A 19268-nucleotide genomic window follows, 5' to 3' on the forward strand; every position below is an offset into this window, starting at 1 on the left:
AAAAGCGGAATGTGGGCAAAGGAATGAACGGCAACGTGATCAGGAATCAGGTGCGAAGCGGCTTGGGCGATGCCCAAATTCTATCACTGCACGCCGGAGGGCTCTGCCATTTATGGCAAAATGCCCCGCTCCAGCAACCCGGTCCGAACCGGCTCGTCACGCGGTCACGCGCCCGCCGCGCCTCGCTCACAGCAGGCCCGTGCGTGCGGCGCGATGCCTGCCGGCGAGCCTGAGAACAGCGCAGACACATGACGGAAACCGTAGCACTCAAGATCGTACAGCGCATCGCCACTGAACTCACCGTGCAGCCGCGCCAGGTCGCTGCTGCCGTGCAGCTTCTCGATGAAGGCTCGACTGTCCCGTTCATCGCCCGGTATCGCAAGGAAGTCACCGGCAATCTCGACGATACGCAACTGCGCACCCTCGAAGAGCGCCTGATCTACCTGCGCGAACTCGAAGAGCGCCGCGCCACGATCCTGTCGAGCATCGACGAGCAAGGCAAGCTCAGCGACGAACTGCGCGGCGCCATCGAAGACGCGGACAGCAAGCAGGTGCTCGAAGATCTCTACCTGCCCTACAAGCCCAAGCGCCGCACGCGCGCGCAGATCGCCCGCGAAGCCGGTCTCGAACCGCTCGCACAGGCGCTGCTCGCCGATCCGACACTCGACCCGCAAGCCGAAGCCGCGAAATTCGTCGATGCCGAAAAAGGCGTCGCCGACCCCAAGGCCGCCCTCGACGGCGCACGCGACATTCTCTCGGAGCAGTTCGGCGAGACGGCCGGCGTCCTCGGCAAGCTGCGCGACCATCTGTTCAATCAGGGGCTCGTGATGTCGAGCGTGGTCGACGGCAAGCAGAACGAGGAAGGCGAGAAGTTCCGCGACTACTACGACTACAGCGAGACGGTCCGCACCGTGCCGTCGCACCGCGCGCTCGCGCTGTTTCGCGGCCGCAATGCGGGCGTGCTGAGCGTCAAGCTCGGCCTCGGCGAGGAGCTCGACGCGCAGGTTCCGCATCCTTGCGAGGCGATGATCGCGCAGCAGGTGGGCATCGCCAACCGCGGCCGCGCCGCCGACAAATGGCTGTCCGACGTCTGCCGCTGGTGCTGGCGCGTGAAGGTGCAACCGCACATCGAAACTGAATTGCTCACGCAACTGCGCGAGCAGGCCGAGCACGAAGCCATCCGCGTGTTCGCACGCAACCTGAAGGATCTGCTGCTGGCCGCGCCGGCAGGCCCGAAGGCCGTGATCGGTCTCGATCCGGGCCTGCGCACCGGCGTGAAGGTCGCGGTCGTCGATCGCACCGGCAAGCTGCTCGCCACCGACACCATTTATCCGCACGAGCCGCGCCGCGACTGGGACGGCTCGCTCGCGAAACTCGCCCGCATCGCGCAGGCGACGCAGGCCGAACTGGTGTCGATCGGCAACGGCACGGCTTCGCGCGAAACCGACAAGCTCGCAAGCGAACTGATCGCGAAGCATCCGGAATTCAAGTTGCAGAAGATCGTGGTGTCTGAAGCGGGCGCGTCGGTGTATTCGGCGTCGGAACTCGCGGCGAAGGAATTCCCTGAGCTCGATGTCTCGCTGCGCGGCGCCGTGTCCATCGCGCGCCGTCTGCAGGATCCGCTTGCGGAGCTCGTCAAGATCGAGCCGAAGGCGATCGGCGTCGGCCAGTATCAGCACGACGTCAATCAGCGCGAACTGGCGCGCTCGCTCGATGCCGTCGTCGAGGACTGCGTGAATGCCGTCGGCGTCGATGCGAACACGGCCTCCATCGCCCTGCTCGCCCGCGTGTCGGGACTCAATGCGACGCTCGCGCGCAATATCGTCGAGTTTCGCGACGCCAACGGGCCGTTCCCTTCGCGCGAGCATCTGAAGAAGGTGCCGCGCCTCGGCGACAAGACCTTCGAACAGGCCGCGGGCTTCCTGCGCATCAACAATGGCGAGAACCCGCTGGACCGGTCGTCGGTGCACCCGGAAGCGTATCCGGTCGTCGAACGCATGCTCGCGAAGATCAAGAAGCAGCTCGGCGACGTGCTCGGCAAGCGCGAGGCGTTGACCGGGCTGTCGCCGGCCGAGTTCGTCGACGAACGCTTCGGCCTGCCCACCGTGCGCGACATTCTCGCGGAACTCGAGAAGCCCGGCCGCGATCCGCGTCCCGAGTTCAAGACGGCGACCTTCAAGGACGGCATCGAGAAGATCTCCGATCTCGTGCCGGGCATGATCCTCGAAGGCGTCGTGACGAACGTGGCGGCGTTTGGCGCGTTCGTCGATATCGGCGTGCATCAGGATGGCCTCGTGCACGTGTCGTCGATGTCGACGAAGTTCATCAAGGATCCGCACGAAGTCGTGAAGGCCGGTCAGGTCGTCAAGGTGAAGGTGCTGGAGACGGATGTGAAACGCCAGCGCATTTCACTGACGATGCGTCTCGATGACGACTTCCCGTCTGCGTCCGCCGGCAGCGGCGCCGGTGCGCAGTCGCGCGGCGGACAGGACCGTCAGGACCGGCGCTCGGGCCAGCGTCCGCAGCAACGCCGCGAGCCGGAAGCGGCAGGCGCGATGGCCGCGGCGTTCGCGAAGCTGAAGCGCTGAGGGCTTCGGCACCAAACTAAAACCCCACGTTCACACGTGGGGTTTTTGCTTTCTTACGCGCCAAAAATCTGCATCAAATCTCGATCTTCGTACCCAGCTCCACCACCCGGTTCGCCGGAATGCTGAAGAAATCCGTAGGCTTCGCAGCGTTCTGATGCATCCACGCGAACACCCGCTCGCGCCACACCGACATGCCCGGCAATTCGGTCGGCACCACGGTTTCGCGCGCCATGAAGAACGACGTGTCCATCAGCTCGAAGATCATCGCGTGCGTGCGCGTGATCTGCTCGAGCACCGCCTTCACATCGGGCGTTTCGTTGAAGCCATAGGCGGCCTTCACGAGAAACAGTCCGCCGCCGATGTCCTTCACTTCGAGCCGGTGCGCGTCGTCGACATAGGGAATGTCGCGCGTCTGGAAGTTCATGAAGAGCGTGCGCTCGTGCAGCACCTTGTTGTGCTTCAGATTGTGCAGCAGGCTCACGGGCACCAGCGAATCGCTGCCCGTGAGATAGATGGCCGTGCCCGACACGCGATGCGGCGGATGCGCGAGCAGACCCTGGAGGAAAGGCATCAGCGGGATACCGTCGGCGGCCGTGCGGTCCTTGACGATCATGCGGCCCTTGTACCAGGTCATCAGCAGGAAGAACAGTGCGCCGCCGATACACAACGGCAGCCAGCCGCCCTGCTCGATCTTCAACAGGCTCGCGCCGAAGAAACCGATGTCGATGGCAAGGAACACCGCGATCATCGCGCCGACCAGCCAGCGGCTCCAGCCCCACAGGTTCACCATCACGACCGACACGAGGATGGTGGTGGTCAGCATGGTCGCGGTGACGGCGAGACCGTAGGCCGCCGCGAGGTTCTCCGAGCTCTTGAAGCCGACCACGATGCACAGGATGATGAACAGCAGCATCCAGTTCACGAGCGGGATATAGATCTGCCCGATCGCCAGTTCGGACGTATGCAGAATCTTCATGCGCGGCACGTAGCCCAGCTGGATGGCCTGGCTCGTCAGCGAATACGCGCCCGAGATGACCGCCTGCGAAGCGATCACCGTGGCGACGGTCGAGAGGATCACGAGCGGCAGCAGCGCCCAGTCGGGCGCGAGCAGGAAGAACGGGCTTTCGATGGCCTTCGGGTCGTGCATCAGCAACGCGCCCTGGCCGAAGTAGTTGAGCAGCAGCGACGGCATCACCAGCATGTACCAGCCGCAGCGGATCGGCTTGGCGCCGAAGTGGCCCATGTCGGCATAGAGCGCTTCCGCGCCGGTCAGCACGAGCACGACCGACCCCAGGACGATGTACGCCTGCAGCACGTGCTGCGCCATGAAGGAGAAAGCGTAATAAGGATTCAGCGCGGCGATGATGCGCGGTTCCATCACGATGTGCGCCGCGCCGAGCACGGCGAGCGTGACGAACCACACGAGCATGATCGGGCCGAACAGCCTGCCGACCACCGCCGTGCCGTGCCGCTGGATCCAGAACAGCGCGATCAGGATGACGATGGTGATGGGCAGCACATAGGGCGAGAGCTTGGGCGCGGCGATCTCGAGGCCTTCGACCGCGGAGATCACCGACATGGCCGGCGTGATGACGGCGTCGCCGTAGAACATGCACGCGCCGAAGATGCCGAGCATCATCAGCACGCCCGAGATCTTGCCGGATTCCTTCACGCTGCGCAGCGCGAGCGTGGTCATGGCGAACACGCCGCCTTCGCCGTTGTTGTCGGCGCGCATGACGAACAGCACGTATTTGACGGCCACCACCATGATGATGGCCCAGAACAGCAGGGAGATGACACCGAGGATGGAGGCCTCGGACAGGCCGATGCCATGCGACGGGCTGAACGCTTCTTTCAGTGAATACAGCGGGCTGGTGCCGATGTCGCCGAAGACGATGCCAATGGCCGCGACCGTAAGCGAGGGCAATGACTGTTTATGCTCGTGCGCGTGAGTCGTTGTGGTCATAAAAGCGGGATATCCGTCCAGAGCGGAAAAAACGAACGCCATTCTATCGAACGCGGCATGCCGGAGCACGTATCTCGACCGCACTGGGCGCGCCGTCGCAGACGCGAGTGAGAGTTTAGCATCGTGCCCCGTGCGCGTTGGCGCGGGCGCGCGTGACCTTTCGTGACGCCTGCGGCGCGGCGCGCATGGCAAAACGCCGTTGCATCCCGGCATCGAGCCCGGACGAACGGCGTTGTTTCATGCATGCGCGGTAATCAGGCGCCGATGCAGGTGCCGAACCAAGCGCTGGACCTCATTCGCGCCCGTTCTGCAGCCCGCGCTTGATCCACGCACCCAGATTGTGCGGCCGCACCGTATCCCATTCCTCGAACGGCTGATGAATCCACGGGTTCGTTTCGAGAAACTGCACGTGATAGTCAGGCTTCACCTTCGAGCACGCCTTGTACCAGAGCACCGCCGAGCGCACCGCCGTGATGGCCGGATAGCGCTCCTTCAGATGCTCCTGCACGCGCGCCAGCGTGACGCCGGAGTCCACCAGGTCGTCGACCAGCAGCACGTTGCCGGAGAGGTCGCCGCGCGTCATCGTGATGTACTGCGCGATGTCGAGCGCGCCCTGCTCGGTGCCGGCGGCTTCGCGATAGGAACTCGTCGCGAGAATGGCGAGCGGCAGGTCATAGATGCGCGAGAGCTGGTCGCCGACACGCAAGCCGCCGCGCGCGAGGCACAGGATCTTGTCGAACTTCCAGCCCGACTCGTGCACCTTCAGCGCGAGCAGTTCGATCAGCCGGTGGTATTCGTCCCAGCCGACCCAGAGGTTCTTGTCGTCGTTGCGCGGATCCGTCATCGCGATCATGGTGAGGCTCTTCAAATTCAAGTGTTATATACAAAATGTGGCCGCAGAGGCGGCCACATTCTTTACAGCGTCCGTTCAGGCAACCCGGGCTCGCGTGGAGCTCAGACCTTGAACGGGTGACGCAGCAGGATGGTTTCGTCGCGGTCCGGACCGGTCGAGACCATGTCGATCGGCACGCCCGCCACTTCCTGCACGCGCGTCAGGTACTTGCGCGCGTTGTCCGGCAGGCTGTCCCATTGCGTGATGCCGATGGTGCTTTCCTTCCAGCCGCCGAAGGTTTCGTACACCGGCTCGCAGCGCGCCACTTCCGAAGCGCCGCGCGGCAGGATGTCGACCTGCTTGCCGTCGAGCGTATAGCCCGTGCAGAGCTTCACTTCGTCGAGGCCGTCCAGCACGTCGAGCTTGGTGATGCACAGGCCCGAGATGCCGTTGATCTGGATGGAACGGCGCAGCGCTGCCGCGTCCAGCCAGCCGGTGCGGCGCGGACGGCCCGTGACGGAGCCGAATTCCTTGCCGACGGTGGCGAGCGTCAGGCCGACCTGCTCCTGGCGCGCAGCGTTGTCGGCGTCGTACAGTTCGCTCGGGAACGGGCCCGAACCGACGCGCGTGCAATATGCCTTCGTGATGCCCAGGATGTAGTTCAGGCGCTGCGGCCCGATGCCCGCGCCCGCCGTGGCCGCGCCCGCGACGCAGTTGCTCGACGTGACATACGGATAGGTGCCGTGGTCGATATCGAGCAGCGTGCCTTGCGCGCCTTCGAACAACAGGTTGCGGCCGGCGTGGTTCTCGTCGTAGAGACGGCGGGAGACGTCGGTGACCATCGGCGCGAGACGGTCGGCATAGCCGAGCATGGTCTCGAGGGTTTGCTGGAAGTCGACGGCCTTCGCGCCGAGATACTGCGTCAGGACGAAGTTGTGGAAGTCGAGTGCTTCGCGCAGGCGCTCTTCGAACACGGTGCGGTCGAACAGGTCCTGCACGCGCAGGCCGCGGCGCGCGACCTTGTCTTCGTACGCCGGGCCGATGCCGCGACCGGTCGTGCCGATCTTGCCGGCGCCGCGCTTGGCTTCGCGCGCCTGGTCGATGGCGACGTGATACGGGAGAACGAGCGTGGCGGCTTCGGAAATGAACAGACGCTTCGACACGTCGATGCCGGCGGCTTCCAGTTCGTCGATTTCCTTGAACAGCGCTTCCGGCGACAACACGACGCCATTGCCGATGTAGCAGGCCGTGCCCGCGCGCATGATGCCCGAAGGAATGAGGCGCAAGATGGTTTTCTTGCCGCCGATGATGAGTGTGTGGCCGGCGTTGTGACCGCCCTGGAAACGGACGACGCCCTGGGCGTGGTCCGTCAGCCAGTCGACGATCTTGCCCTTGCCCTCATCACCCCACTGGGTGCCCACCACGACGACGTTGCGCCCCGGGTTCACATTCACTGCACTGGCAGACATGTTGATTCGTTAGCTGGTTAAAAACGCATTTTACCTATGTTCGCGAAAGGTTCCGAGTTTTTCGGGACGCGATTCGCGATTCCTTCACGCATGCGCCATTGGAATGTGCTACCAAAAACCCTTGCCGATCAAGCGATTGTATTCATCGCGGCTTTCGGGCAAGGGTTCAGGAGCGCGCTTCCACCGTCCAGGCGCCGTCGCGCTCGACCAGCACGCGGTCGAAGGCGAATTCGTCCAGATCGTGTTCATGGCCGGGCAGCGCCTGGATCACCACCTCGCCCGCGTCGCGCAGCGCGGCAATGGCTACGCGCAGCGGTTCGTCGTGTTTCCACGGCGCCAGGATCGCGCTGCCGCGGGCATCGACGGGCGAAATGCGCGCCACTTCCCGCAGGTCGAGCGAGAAACCCGTCGCGGGCCGCGCACGGCCATACGCGAGACCCACATCGTCGTAACGGCCGCCGCGCGCAACCGCGTTCGGCACACCATCCACGTACGCCGAGAACATTACGCCGCTGTGGTACGCGTAGCCGCGCAGGTCGGCGAGATCGATCATCAGCTCCGCGCCTTCCACCTGGCTCGCGAGGAACGCGAGGTCGTCGAGGGCGCGCGAGATCACCGGCAGGTTCGGCAGGCGGCCGCGCGCGATCTGCAGCACAGACGCATCGCCGTACAGCGACGGCAGCGCCCGCAATGCATCGCGCGGCACCGGGCCGAGATGCGCGGTGAGTTCGTTCAGGCGCGGCACGTCCTTGGTGGCCAGCGCGTCATAGAGCGCCTCGCCGAGCGATACCGCGGCCGGCTCCAGCTCCAGCAGCGCCGCCAGCACGCCCGCGTGACACAGGTCCAGCCGCACCTTGCGCAGTCCGGCGAGATGCAGCGAATCGAGCATCAGTTGCTGGATTTCGAGATCTGCTTCCAGTCCGGCATGGCCGTAGATTTCCGCGCCGATCTGAATCTGCTCGCGGGTCGCGTGCAGGCCGCGCGGACGCGTGTGCAGCACGACGCCCGCATAGCAGAGACGCGTGACGCCCTGCCGGTTCAGCAGATGCGCGTCGATGCGCGACACCTGCGGCGTGATGTCGGCGCGCAGGCCGAGCGTGCGCCCGGACAATTGATCGACGAGCTTGAAGGTGCGCAGATTCAGGTCGCTGCCGCCGCTCGTCAGCAGCGATTCGAGGTATTCGAGCATCGGCGGCATGACGAGCTCGTAACCGTACGAGCGGAACCGGTCGAGCAGGCGGCGACGCAGCTCTTCGATCTTGCGGGCTTCCGACGGCAGGACGTCGGCAATATTCTCGGGAAGCAACCAGGTGGACATCGATACGTTTCCTACGGGACGCAAGCTGTTGCGCTCAGTGCGCGGGCTTGCGGACAACAACGGTCAGGGACGGAAGATCAAGGACAAGATAGGTCAAAAGCCGGCGTGGCGCCGCGTGCTTCACGTCGCGATCAGCAGCAGGATGAGCCCGAGCACCATCGCAATCAGCCCGCCGATGCGGATGTGGTTCACCGGCCGCTCCGCGATGCGGCGAAACGTGTCGCGCCAGGCGGTCGGAAACACGAAGGGAAACATGCCTTCGATGATGAGCATCAGCGCAACAGCGAGCAGTAACGTCTCGGCCATGTCCAGGAAATCGAAGATGCAGCGCGACCGCGGATGACCGGTCGCACCGCGCGGGCAGGATCAGCGCTTCGCCGTGGCGGGCGCGGACGTGTCCGGAAGGCCGCCGGTCGGGCTCTTCATGAAGCGGAAGAAGTCGCTGTTCGGGTCGACAATCATCACGTCGCCCGGCTTGAACGTCTTCTTATACGCTTCGAGGCTCTGATAGAACTGGTAGAACTGCGGATCGCGCCCATAGGCGTCGGCCGCTATGCCCGCCGCCTTGCTGTCTCCTTCGCCCTTGATCGACTGCGCCTGGCTGTAGGCGTCGGCGAGAATCTGCTGCTGCTCGCGCTCCGCGTCCGCCTTGATCTTGTCAGCATCCGCCGTGCCCTTCGCGCGCTCGTTCGCCGCCGCCTGCTGGCGCGCCGCGATCATGCGCTTGTAGACCGAATCCGCCACCGCCGACGGAAAGTCGATGCGCGTCATCTGCAGATCCACCAGTTGCACGCCGAAGGCCGCAGCCGCGGCTTCCACGCTCTTCTGGGCTTCGCTTGCCAGGGTTTGCTGGTTGCCGAGCGCGTCGGTGAGCGAGCGCTTCGCGAAGCCGCTCGCGAGCGCCGTGCGCGCGAGCGCCGTGATGCGCTCCTGCGCCGTCTGCGTGTTCTTCTCGTTGCTTTCGAACAGCTTGAGCGGATCGGCGACACGGTACTTGATCACCGTGTTGACCATGACTTCGTTCTTGTCGGCAGTGGTGAAGCGGTCCGCGCCGGATTCGTCGATGGTGAGCGTGCGCGTGTCGATCAGCGTGAGCGTCTGGAACGGCGGCGGCAGCTTGAAGTGCAGGCCCGGGCCCGCGACGCGCGGATTGCCTTCGCCATGCGCGGCCACGACGCCGGCATGTCGTTCGTCGACGGTAAAGATCATCGACGAGCCGATGAACAGCACGATGACGACCGCGACCACGAGCGCAATGATTCGGTTCATGTTCGCGCTCCTTACTGCAGGTCTTCGGAACGGCTGCGCGAGCGGAACGCATCGCGCGAGCGCAGCGGGTCGCTCGCGCTTGCGCCGCTGGCCGCACTGGCCGCGCTGGCCACGCTCCCAGGCGCGGCAGCGGCCGGCGCCGATGCGGGCGCTGCGCTCTGCGCGCGCGCCTGCTGTCCGTCGGCGGCAGCGTTGGCCGCCGCCGGGGCGCTGGCGCCCTCGGCCGCGTCCTTCGCCTGCTGGCGATTCGCTTCAACGAGCTTGTCGAGCGGCAGATACACCACGTTGTTGCCTGCCTTGCTGTCTACGAAAACCTTCGTGGTGCGCGAATAGATCTGCTGCATCGTGTCCAGGTACATGCGTTGGCGGATGACCGCGGGCGCCTTCGAATATTCGGCGTAGACCTCCTTGAAGCGTTCGGCGTCGCCTTGGGCCTGCGTGACTTCGCGATTGCTGTAGGCGGTGGCTTCGTCGACCATCTTCGCCGCGTCGGCCTTCGCGCGCGGCAGGAGTTGATCGGCGTAGGCTTGCGCGGTGTCGCGCGCGCGTTCGTTGTCCTGGCGCACGCGCGACGCTTCCTCGAACGCCGACTGCACCTGCTGCGGCACCTGCACGCTCTGCACCGCGACGCCCGTGACCTGCAGGCCGGTGCGGTAGGCGTCGAGCGAGCGCTGGATGGCGTCCATCAGCCGCGTGCGCAGAGCCTCGCGATCCTTGTAGAGCATGTCGTCGGTGCTGAGGCCGCCAGCGATCTCGCGGATCGCCGCCTGCGCGGCCTGTACGACACTCTGGTCGGGATCGAGGTTGCGGTAGAGGAAGTCGGTGGCCGAGCGGATCTGGTACTGCACGGCAAAGCGCACGTCGACGATGTCCGCGTCGCGGGTCAGCAGCGAGGCATCGCGCACGTTGCCCTGCGACAGCGCGGTGCCGCGGCCCACTTCCACCGAGCGGATCTGCGAGGTATCGACGATTTCGTTCGACTGGAACGGATACGGCAGGCGCCAGTGAATGCCCTGCTGAACCGTCTGGCGATATTGGCCGAACTGCGACACGACGCCGACATGACCGTCCTGCACGACGAACACGCCGCTGCCGAGATAGATGGCGATCAGCACGCCGATGACGATGCCCAGCCCGATCTTGCTGCCGCGGCCGTTCTCGCGCGGCGCGCCGCCGTTGCCGGGCTTGCGGCCGAACAGGCCGGCCAGGCGCCGGTTGAAGTCGCGCCACATTTCGTCGAGGTCGGGCGGACCGTCGTCCTTGCCGTTCGGACGCTTGCCGTCCTGCGGACGCTTCGTGTCGTTCTTCACGCCATTGCCGTCGCCCCGCCCCCAGCGCGGATCGTTGATCGAAAAGACGGCAGGGCTGGCTTGCCGGTTAGTCCGCTCGTTGTAGTCGTTCACTCAGTGATTCACCATTAGACAGCCGGGTCGATTCCGGGCCGGTTCCATTCCGATGCGGATCACTGTCCGTGTTCGGGAACCGTGTGGTCGTCACGTTGATCGGCAGGCCGCTGGTCGCCGGGCTGCGCGTTCGTGTCGTGTGTGGCGTTTGACCCGGACTGCGTGGATTGCGTTGCTTCGGACTTTGCTGCGGACCTGGCTTCAGACGCCGCCTTGAAGCTCGCACCGGATTCCGCTTCGGATTCTTCCTGCGCGTCCGGGAATTCCGCGAGCACACTGGGAAGGCCCGCTTCCGTTTCCCCGGTCTCCGCGGCGGCAATTTCCGCGATTGCGGCGCGCAGTGCATCGAGTCCCTGACCCGTGCGCGCACTCAAGAAAACGCGCGAAATATTACCATACTCGTCCCTTTCGACCGCCTCGCCGCGGGCCGCGAGCTCCGGCACGGCGTCGATCTTGTTGAAGACGAGAATCTGGCGGATTTCGTCCGCGCCGATGCCGCGCAGCACTTCGTTGACCTGGTCGATCTGATCGAGCCGCACCGCGCTCGAGGCATCGACGACATGCAGCAGCAAGTCTGCGTGAATGGTTTCCTCGAGCGTCGCGCGGAACGCCGCGACCAGCTGGTGGGGCAATTCGCGAATGAAGCCGACCGTGTCCGACACGACCACGTGCCCCGCTTCCTCGCCGAGATACACGCGGCGCGACGTGGTGTCGAGCGTGGCGAAGAGCTGGTCGGCGGCGTAGGCCTGGGCCTTCGTGAGCGCGTTGAAGAGCGTGGACTTGCCCGCATTGGTATAGCCGACGAGCGACACCGACATGGTCCGGTTGCGCACGCGCTGGCGACGCTGCGTGCCATGCTGGCGACGCAGTTTCTCGAGCCGCGCCTTGAGCGCTTTGATGCGCTCGCCGATCAGGCGGCGGTCGGTTTCGAGCTGGGTTTCGCCGGGGCCGCGCAGGCCGATACCGCCTTTCTGGCGCTCGAGGTGAGTCCAGGCGCGAATCAGGCGCGTGGACAAATACTGGAGTTGCGCGAGTTCGACCTGCAGCTTGCCTTCATGGCTGCGGGCGCGTTGCGCGAAGATATCGAGAATGAGGCTGGTGCGGTCCACCACGCGGCGGTTCAACGCGACTTCGAGATTGCGTTGCTGCGCGGGCGCGAGGGCGTGATTAAAAATGACGAGTTCGACGTCGTTCGCTTCGCACTGCAGACGCAGTTCTTCGACCTTGCCGCTGCCGATGAACATCTTGGCATCGGGACTCGAACGGCGGCCGGTGAGCGTGACGGCGGGATGAGCGCCCGCACTTTGTGCGAGCAGACTGAGTTCTTCAAGACTGGCTTCGAAATCGATTTTGCCGAAGTCGATGCCGACAAGCGCTGCGTTGATCAAATTGATATGTTTAATTTTTGAAGCGACCGGCGAGTTGCTTAATATTGAATATTCAAATGGCAATACGCGCCGGTCGCAACATGGTTTAGGACGTTTCGGCGTCCGGGTGGAAATTCACCGGGCGGGCCGGCACGACCGTGGAAATGGCGTGCTTGTAGACCATCTGGGTGACCGTATTTCGGAGCAACACGACATACTGGTCGAAGGATTCGATGTTGCCTTGGAGCTTGATGCCGTTCACCAGATAGATGGAAACCGGCACGTGCTCTTTACGCAGTGCGTTCAAAAACGGGTCTTGTAACAATTGCCCTTTGTTGCTCATAGCAAACTCCGTATATTTTTTTGCAGGTTGGAAGTATTGTGGACGAAGAAAAAGAGATCCGCCGACAATCGCTACACTATAGCTGATTTTCGCTGATTGACGTTTCGGCGCCAGTCGGCCAAAAGGCCAGCAACGCACCGTGCAGCGGGGCTTTCAGCCAGGTTCGCAGACGTCCCGGCAGCAGCCTTGAAACCTCGCCGCCAACGCCGGAACGCCCACTTTCACGCGGCTCTCATTCCTTGTCCGCGTAAGGGTTTCGACTCGATCGAAACTCTATGCGAAGTGGAGTGCCCACCAGCCCGAAAGTTTCCCGGAAGCGCCCTTCCAGATAACGTTTATAGGTATCCGTGATCGCGTCGAGCGCGTTGCCGTGCACGACGATGATCGGCGGATTCTGTCCGCCCTGATGCGCATAGCGCAGCTTGGGACGGACCGGGCCGCGCCGTCGCGGCTGCTGGAATTCGACTGCGTCGATGAGGGCGCGCGTGAGCTTCGGTGTCGGCAGCTTTGCCATTGCCGCGGCATAGGCTTCGTCGACCGATTTCAGCAGCCCGCCGATGCCCGTCTTCTCCAGCGCCGAAACGTAATGGAATTTAGCAAAGTCCAGAAACTTGAGCTTGCGCGTCAGGTCGGCCTTGGTGCGCTCGCGCACATGTGAATCCAGCCCGTCCCACTTGTTCACGCCCACCACCAGCGCGCGGCCCTGCTCCACCACGAAGCCCGCGATGTGCGCGTCCTGCTCGGAGATATCCTGCTGCGCATCGAGCAGCAGGATCACGACATTCGCATCCGAGATGGACTGCAAGGTCTTCACGACCGAGAACTTCTCGATGGCTTCGAACACCTTGCCGCGCCGGCGCAGGCCCGCCGTGTCGATCAGTGTGTACTTGCGGCCCTGGCGCTCGAAATCGACGTAGATCGAATCGCGCGTCGTGCCGGGCATGTCGAACGCAATGACGCGCTCTTCGCCGATCAGCGTGTTCACGAGCGTCGACTTGCCGACGTTCGGACGCCCGACGATCGCGATCTTGACGCCGTGCTGCGCCTTCTCCGCGTCGGTCTCTTCCGGCTGATCGGCATAGGCGATGTCGAGCGCGTCGTTGATCATCTCGGTCACGCCGTCGCCGTGCGCCGCCGAAATCGCGCGCGGGTCGCCCAGGCCCAGCTCGTAGAAATCAGCCGCGACCGCCGAGTACTTCATGCCCTCGGCCTTGTTCACGACCAGGAAGAGCGGCCGGCCGGTCTTGCGCAGATAGTCGGCGATGGCCTTGTCCTGCGGCGCGAGCCCGTTGCGCCCGTCGACGATGAACACGACGATGTCCGCTTCCTCGACCGCCTGGCGCGTCTGGCGCGCCATCTCGTGCAGGATGCCGTCCTTCGCGACGGGCTCGAAGCCGCCGGTATCGACCACGAGGTACGGGCGCTCGCCGCCCACGCGGCCCTCGCCGTAGTGGCGGTCGCGCGTCAGGCCCGGCAGGTCGGCGACGAGTGCGTCGCGCGAGCGCGTGAGCCGGTTGAAGAGAGTCGATTTCCCCACATTGGGGCGCCCGACGAGGGCAATCACGGGTTTCATCTGATGTTGTTCACGGTTGAACGCTAGGCGGACACGGTACGCGCGGCAAAAAGGTGTCGTGCGTGTTTCTGTGCCCCTGCGTTGCTACGCCGCGCAGTGGCTGCGCCTGTCGAAAATTAGCATGGTTTCGGCTTGCCGCACGCACGTCGCGCCGGCCGTTCCGAACTCCGGCGTTCATCAATGCCGGTCGCCTCTCGGGAGGCTTTCTCTCGCTGCTGGACGCGCGGCGGGTGCGCGCGCCTCTTTGCAGTCGTCCCGCTCTTGCGTGCGGGTTGTATCGCGGCGCGCGCACGGCGCAACGCTTGTTTCTCGTGCGGCCCGTCGTGGCGGGCCTGCCGCGCCGCGTGAGCGGCGCGCGTACAGCATTTGCCGGAACGAAGTCTCGCGCTTAGTTGCTCGGACGGAAACCGTAGATGTCGCCGTCGTGCGTCTGCACCACGAGCGTTTCGCCGGCCAGCACGGGCGCCGCGGTGATCGCGCTGCCGTCGGTCGACGCGCGGCCGATCAGCGTGCCGTCGTCCGTGTTCAGGAAGTGCACGAAGCCCTTGTAATCGCCCACCACGACCGCGCGGCCCAGGATGTACGGCACGCTGACGCTGCGGTTCTTCAGCACGTCGGACTTCCACAGTTGCGAGCCGTCCGACGCGCGGAAGGCGTTGACCACCGACCAGTCGTCACCCGCCGCGACCACCTGCTCGCTTTGCGCGAGGCCGCTGTCGCTCGAGAAGTTCTTTTCCCACACCGGCTGGCCCGAGTTGGCATCGAAACAGCCGATACGGCCCTGGAAGGTCACCGCGCAGGTCTGCGCACCAACCAGTCCCGGCGCGCCGGTCACGTCGTTGATGCGCTCGACTTCGGTCACGCCCTTCGGATAGGACACGGGCGCCTGCCAGTAGGCGTCGCCCGTCTGCAGGTTGATGGCCGCGAAGGTGCCGCCCGGGAAGCCCGCCAGCACCGCCTGGTTGCCCGCGAAGGTCATGCCGGCCGCAACACGGAGGTTGAGCGGCACGGCGCGCAGCTGGAACACCCACTTCTGCTCGCCGGTTTGCGCGTTGAAGGCGATCACCTTGCCGTCGATCGTGCGCACGATCACGAGATCATTGCCGACCAGCGGCGGCGACACGATTTCGCCCGGCGCCGTGGCGGTCCACAGCTGCTTGCCGTCGGGACCGAGCACGTCGACCTGGCCTTTCAGGCCGCCGACCGCCGTCAGGTTGCCGTCGCTGCCGACGCCCGCCGACAGGTCGTCCTTGAGCTTGATGCGCCAGACGTCCTGACCGGTCTTCGCATCGATCTTCGCGACCGAACCGTTGGCGCCCGCCGCGTACACGTAGTCGCCCACCGCGACCGGCGAGAACAGATAGCGGCCCGCCTTGCCGACGCTCGCCTTCCACGCCTGGTTGACGGTCAGCACCGGCTTGAAGTCCGCGAGCGGCACCGGTTCGCGGCGTTCATCCTTGGTCGACGAACAAGCGGTCAACAAGACGGTCATCGCGCAGGCGAGCGGTACGGCGTAGCGTTTCAAAAGAGTCATCAGTGGACGCAATGTGGAAAGTTGAACGGATTGGTCGGTGTGCGCGCCGCGCCGCGCGTGCGGCGTTCGGACGCGGCGGCCTGCACACGCGGTCGATGCTTCAGGGACGAACCGGCGCGAAACTTAGCCGCCCAGCGCATCGAGCTTGAACTGGACCAGCTGACGCGCGGACGTGTCGTTCGCGGGCAGCGTGTCGAGCGCGACCTTGTACGACGCGCGCGCATCGTCGCGCTTGCCCTGGGCCGCCAGCAGGTCGCCGCGGCGATCCGCGATGACGCCCTTGAACGCGTCGAGCGGAGCGTCCGCGAGCAGCTTCAGGCCTGCGTCGTAGTTCTTCTCGTCGAGCAGCACGAGCGCCAGGCGCAGCTTCGCGATCTGCTTGTACTCGTCGTCCTTCGCGTGGTCGATGACCCATTGCAGCTGGGTCTTCGCGCCGGCCGCATTGCCTGCCGCGTACAGCGACTTCGCCGCCGCGAGCGCGCCCATTTGCGCGTAGGCCGTGCCGCCGAACTTGTCTTCCATGTCCGACGCCATCCGTGCGACCAGCGCCTGGTCGGGGCCGTTCACGGCCTGCTGCAGATGGTCGTACAGCACGGAAGCCTCGGCTGCCTGGCGGCGCTGCCAGAAATTCCAGCCGTTGTAGCCGGCGGCAACGATGAGCACCGCAAGCACGATCCAGGTCGTGGCGTTACCCCATTTGGCCCACCAGGCTTTTACGCTTTCAATCGATTCTTGTTCGTCGTGATAGCTCATCGTCCAGCTGATCCTTACTGCGTTTCATGACCCGCAACGAGTGCGCGCGCGATGCCGGCGCGGCGCGCCCGGCGGATGCGTACGGCTGACTGACTCCAAACTTTGCCTAAAATTTAGGCAGCGTCGTCATCGGCGGTTGCAACCATCGCATTGATTAGGTATTCGGTCAAGTCTTCGGCCGGCACGTTGACCTGCGCGTTCTTTTGACCGTCGGCGCTCTCCGCGCCCGAGCGGCGCAGCGGCTTCACGCCGATCAGACCCTGCGCCAGTTCGTCCTCGCCGAGCACCACGGCAAACGCCGCACCGCTCGCATCGGCCTTCTTCATCTGCGACTTGAAGCTCGCGGACGCGCCGTCCGGGCTGCAGTGAAGAATCACGTCGAGGCCCGTGTCGCGCAGACGTTCGGCAACGATGAACGCCTGCTCCGCCGCCTGTTCGCCCTGATGCACGACGTACACGTCCGTGCCATCGTCTTCCGGCACGAGCTGCTCTTCCTTCAGCAATTCGAGGATGCGCTCGACGCCCATCGCCCAGCCGCACGCGGCCGTCGGCTTGCCGCCGAGCTGCTCGATCAGCGGGTCATAGCGGCCGCCGCCCGCGACGGTACCCTGCGCGCCGAGCTTGTCGGTGACCCATTCGAACACGGTCAGGTTGTAGTAATCGAGACCGCGCACGAGACGCGGATTGACCGTGAACGGAATGTTGTTTGCCTTGAGCAGACGCTGCACGCCGTCGAAATGCTTGCGCGATTCCTCGCCGAGGAAATCGACGAGCTTCGGCGCGTTCTGCGCGATCTCCTGCAACGCCGGATTCTTCGTGTCGAGCACGCGCAGCGGGTTCGTGTAGAGACGGCGCTTCGCTTCCTCGTCGAGGACGTCGACGTGCTGTTCGAGATAGGCGATCAGTTCCTTGCGATGCGCCGCGCGCTCGTCCGCCTGGCCGAGCGAATTCAGCTCGAGGCGGATGCCGGTCAGCCCGAGGTCGTCCCACAGGCGCTGGCACATCATGATGATTTCGGCATCCGTGTCCGGACCCGCGAAGCCGAGCGCTTCCACGCCGACCTGATGGAACTGGCGATAACGCCCGCGCTGCGGACGCTCGTGACGGAACATCGGGCCGATGTACCACAGGCGCTTCGGGCCGTCGTACAGCAGGTTGTGCTCGATGGACGCGCGCACGACCGCGGCGGTGTTCTCCGGGCGCATCGTCAGATGCTCGCCGTTGAGGGCGTCGGTGAAGCTGTACATCTCCTTCTCGACGATGTCCGTCACCTCGCCGATACCGCGCGTGAACAACTGCGTATGCTCGATGATCGGCGTGCGGATGTTCTGATAGCCGTATGCGCGCAGCATCGACTTGACGGTGGTTTCGAAGAAATCCCATAGCGCGGCATCCTGCGGGAGGATGTCGTTCATGCCCTTCACGCCCGTCAGTTTCTCGAGCCGCTTCTTCTGTTCAGTCATCTGTCTTTAGAGTGATGCCGTGGACGTCTCTTCGCGCGCGCCGGCCTTCTGGCCATAAGTGCGCTCGACGTAGTCGCTGACGATTTGCTGGAATTCCTCGGCGATGCGCTCGCCGCGCAGCGTCTTCACCTTCACGCCGTCGACGAAGACGGGCGCCGCCGGATTCTCGCCCGAGCCCGGCAGGCTGATGCCGATGTTCGCGTGCTTCGATTCGCCCGGCCCGTTGACGATGCAGCCCATCACCGCGACGTGCATCTTCTCGACGCCGGCATATTTCTCGCGCCAGTCGGGCATCGAACGGCGCAGATAGTTCTGGATCTGCGACGCGAGTTCCTGGAACAGCGTGCTGGTGGTGCGTCCGCAGCCGGGGCACGCGATGACCATCGGCGTGAAGGAACGCAGGCCCATGGTCTGGAGGATTTCCTGACCGACGACGACTTCGCCCGTGCGCGCGCCGCCCGGCTCGGGCGTCAGCGAAATGCGGATGGTGTCGCCGATGCCTTCCTGCAGCAGCACCGACAGCGCCGCCGTCGACGCGACGATGCCCTTCGAGCCCATGCCCGCCTCGGTCAGCCCGAGGTGCAGCGCGAAGCTGCAGCGCTGCGCGAGTTCGCGATACACGGCGATCAGGTCCTGCACGCCGCTGACCTTGCACGACAGGATGATCTTGTCGCGGCCGAGGCCCAGTTCGACAGCGCGTTCCGCCGAGCCGATGGCCGACTGGATCAGCGCTTCGTACATCACGCTCTGGAGTTCCCAGGGCGTGGCGCGCGCGGCGTTCTCGTCCATCATGCGCGCGAGCAGATCCTGGTCGAGGCTGCCCCAGTTCACGCCGATGCGCACCGGCTTGTCATACTGGATCGCGGCTTCGATCATCTGCGCGAACTGCGTGTCGCGCTTGGCGCCCTGGCCGACGTTACCCGGATTGATCCGGTATTTCGACAGCGCTTCCGCGCACGCGGGATGATCGCGCAGCAGCAGATGGCCGTTGTAATGAAAGTCGCCGACGAGCGGCACGCTGACGCCCATCCGGTCCAGCTGGTCGCGCACGTGGGGCACGGCCGCGGCGGCTTCGGGCGTGTTCACCGTGATGCGGACCAGTTCCGAACCCGCCTGCGCGAGTTCCTTGATCTGGATCGCGGTGCCGATGGCGTCGGCGGTGTCGGTGTTCGTCATCGACTGCACGCGCACCGGCGAATCGCCGCCGATGGTGACCAGCTGGCCGCCCCAGCGCACGTCGACCGCGTGCGACGCGCGGCGCCGCAACGGACCGCCGAACACGGGTTCGGCCGAACAGATCTTGCTGCTGATCAGGGATTGAGCTTCGGATTGCATCGCATGACCCTTTGGAAACCTTGCCGCCCGTTGCGGCATCCGGTTACGCCTGTGG

15 protein-coding genes are annotated in these 19268 nt (G+C 64.8%); 1 reads left to right on the forward strand and 14 read right to left on the reverse strand.

Going from position 1 to position 19268, the window contains the following annotated elements; all coding sequences use genetic code 11:
* The first annotated feature begins 248 nt into the window (after nt 1–248).
* Entirely contained in the window at nt 249–2588 is a 2340-nt protein-coding gene (locus QCE83_RS07715; RefSeq protein ID WP_309808482.1) for a Tex family protein, read from the forward strand.
* 73 nt (nt 2589–2661) lie between these two features.
* On the opposite strand, the gene QCE83_RS07720 is transcribed toward QCE83_RS07715, so the two are convergent.
* The 14 genes from QCE83_RS07720 to ispG all read right to left on the reverse strand — a co-directional run bounded on the left by QCE83_RS07720 (nt 2662) and on the right by ispG (nt 19213).
* Entirely contained in the window at nt 2662–4554 is a 1893-nt protein-coding gene (locus QCE83_RS07720; protein WP_309808483.1) for a potassium transporter Kup, read from the reverse strand.
* A 292-nt stretch (nt 4555–4846) separates the two neighbouring features.
* Entirely contained in the window at nt 4847–5407 is a 561-nt protein-coding gene (locus tag QCE83_RS07725) for a phosphoribosyltransferase (protein WP_309808484.1), read from the reverse strand.
* Nucleotides 5408–5508: 101 nt separating this feature from the next.
* Nucleotides 5509–6855 (reverse strand): adenylosuccinate synthase, encoded by a 1347-nt coding sequence (locus QCE83_RS07730; protein WP_309808485.1) that lies wholly within the window; start codon nt 6853–6855, stop codon nt 5509–5511.
* Nucleotides 6856–7021: 166 nt separating this feature from the next.
* On the reverse strand, nt 7022–8173 hold the full coding sequence (locus QCE83_RS07735; RefSeq protein ID WP_309808486.1) for an ATP phosphoribosyltransferase regulatory subunit: 1152 nt from the start codon (nt 8171–8173) through the stop codon (nt 7022–7024).
* A gap of 120 nt (nt 8174–8293) precedes the next feature.
* Nucleotides 8294–8485 (reverse strand): DUF2065 domain-containing protein, encoded by a 192-nt coding sequence (locus QCE83_RS07740; protein ID WP_309811530.1) that lies wholly within the window; start codon nt 8483–8485, stop codon nt 8294–8296.
* 54 nt (nt 8486–8539) lie between these two features.
* The gene (gene hflC / locus QCE83_RS07745; protein ID WP_309808487.1) at nt 8540–9442 is read right to left on the reverse strand and encodes a protease modulator HflC; all 903 of its coding nucleotides are present in this window, start codon (nt 9440–9442) and stop codon (nt 8540–8542) included.
* Nucleotides 9443–9453: 11 nt separating this feature from the next.
* Nucleotides 9454–10845 (reverse strand): FtsH protease activity modulator HflK, encoded by a 1392-nt coding sequence (gene hflK, locus QCE83_RS07750; RefSeq protein WP_309808488.1) that lies wholly within the window; start codon nt 10843–10845, stop codon nt 9454–9456.
* A gap of 59 nt (nt 10846–10904) precedes the next feature.
* The gene (hflX, locus tag QCE83_RS07755; RefSeq protein ID WP_309808489.1) at nt 10905–12233 is read right to left on the reverse strand and encodes a GTPase HflX; all 1329 of its coding nucleotides are present in this window, start codon (nt 12231–12233) and stop codon (nt 10905–10907) included.
* Nucleotides 12234–12318: 85 nt separating this feature from the next.
* Nucleotides 12319–12555: an RNA chaperone Hfq gene (hfq, locus tag QCE83_RS07760; protein ID WP_035930711.1), complete on the reverse strand. Its 237-nt coding sequence runs from the start codon at nt 12553–12555 to the stop codon at nt 12319–12321.
* Between the two features lie 232 nt (nt 12556–12787).
* The gene (der, locus tag QCE83_RS07765) at nt 12788–14128 is read right to left on the reverse strand and encodes a ribosome biogenesis GTPase Der (protein ID WP_309808491.1); all 1341 of its coding nucleotides are present in this window, start codon (nt 14126–14128) and stop codon (nt 12788–12790) included.
* A 388-nt stretch (nt 14129–14516) separates the two neighbouring features.
* Nucleotides 14517–15662 (reverse strand): outer membrane protein assembly factor BamB, encoded by a 1146-nt coding sequence (gene bamB / locus QCE83_RS07770; RefSeq protein ID WP_309808492.1) that lies wholly within the window; start codon nt 15660–15662, stop codon nt 14517–14519.
* A 123-nt stretch (nt 15663–15785) separates the two neighbouring features.
* Nucleotides 15786–16415: a tetratricopeptide repeat protein gene (locus QCE83_RS07775; protein ID WP_309808493.1), complete on the reverse strand. Its 630-nt coding sequence runs from the start codon at nt 16413–16415 to the stop codon at nt 15786–15788.
* A gap of 113 nt (nt 16416–16528) precedes the next feature.
* Complete coding sequence (gene hisS, locus QCE83_RS07780) at nt 16529–17878, reverse strand: histidine--tRNA ligase (protein ID WP_309808494.1); 1350 nt, start codon at nt 17876–17878, stop codon at nt 16529–16531.
* A 6-nt stretch (nt 17879–17884) separates the two neighbouring features.
* Entirely contained in the window at nt 17885–19213 is a 1329-nt protein-coding gene (ispG, locus tag QCE83_RS07785; protein WP_309808495.1) for a flavodoxin-dependent (E)-4-hydroxy-3-methylbut-2-enyl-diphosphate synthase, read from the reverse strand.
* Nucleotides 19214–19268 lie beyond the last annotated feature (55 nt).

Source organism: Caballeronia sp. LZ034LL (genome assembly GCF_031451215.1).
In the GTDB taxonomy this organism is placed as follows: Bacteria; Pseudomonadota; Gammaproteobacteria; order Burkholderiales; family Burkholderiaceae; genus Caballeronia.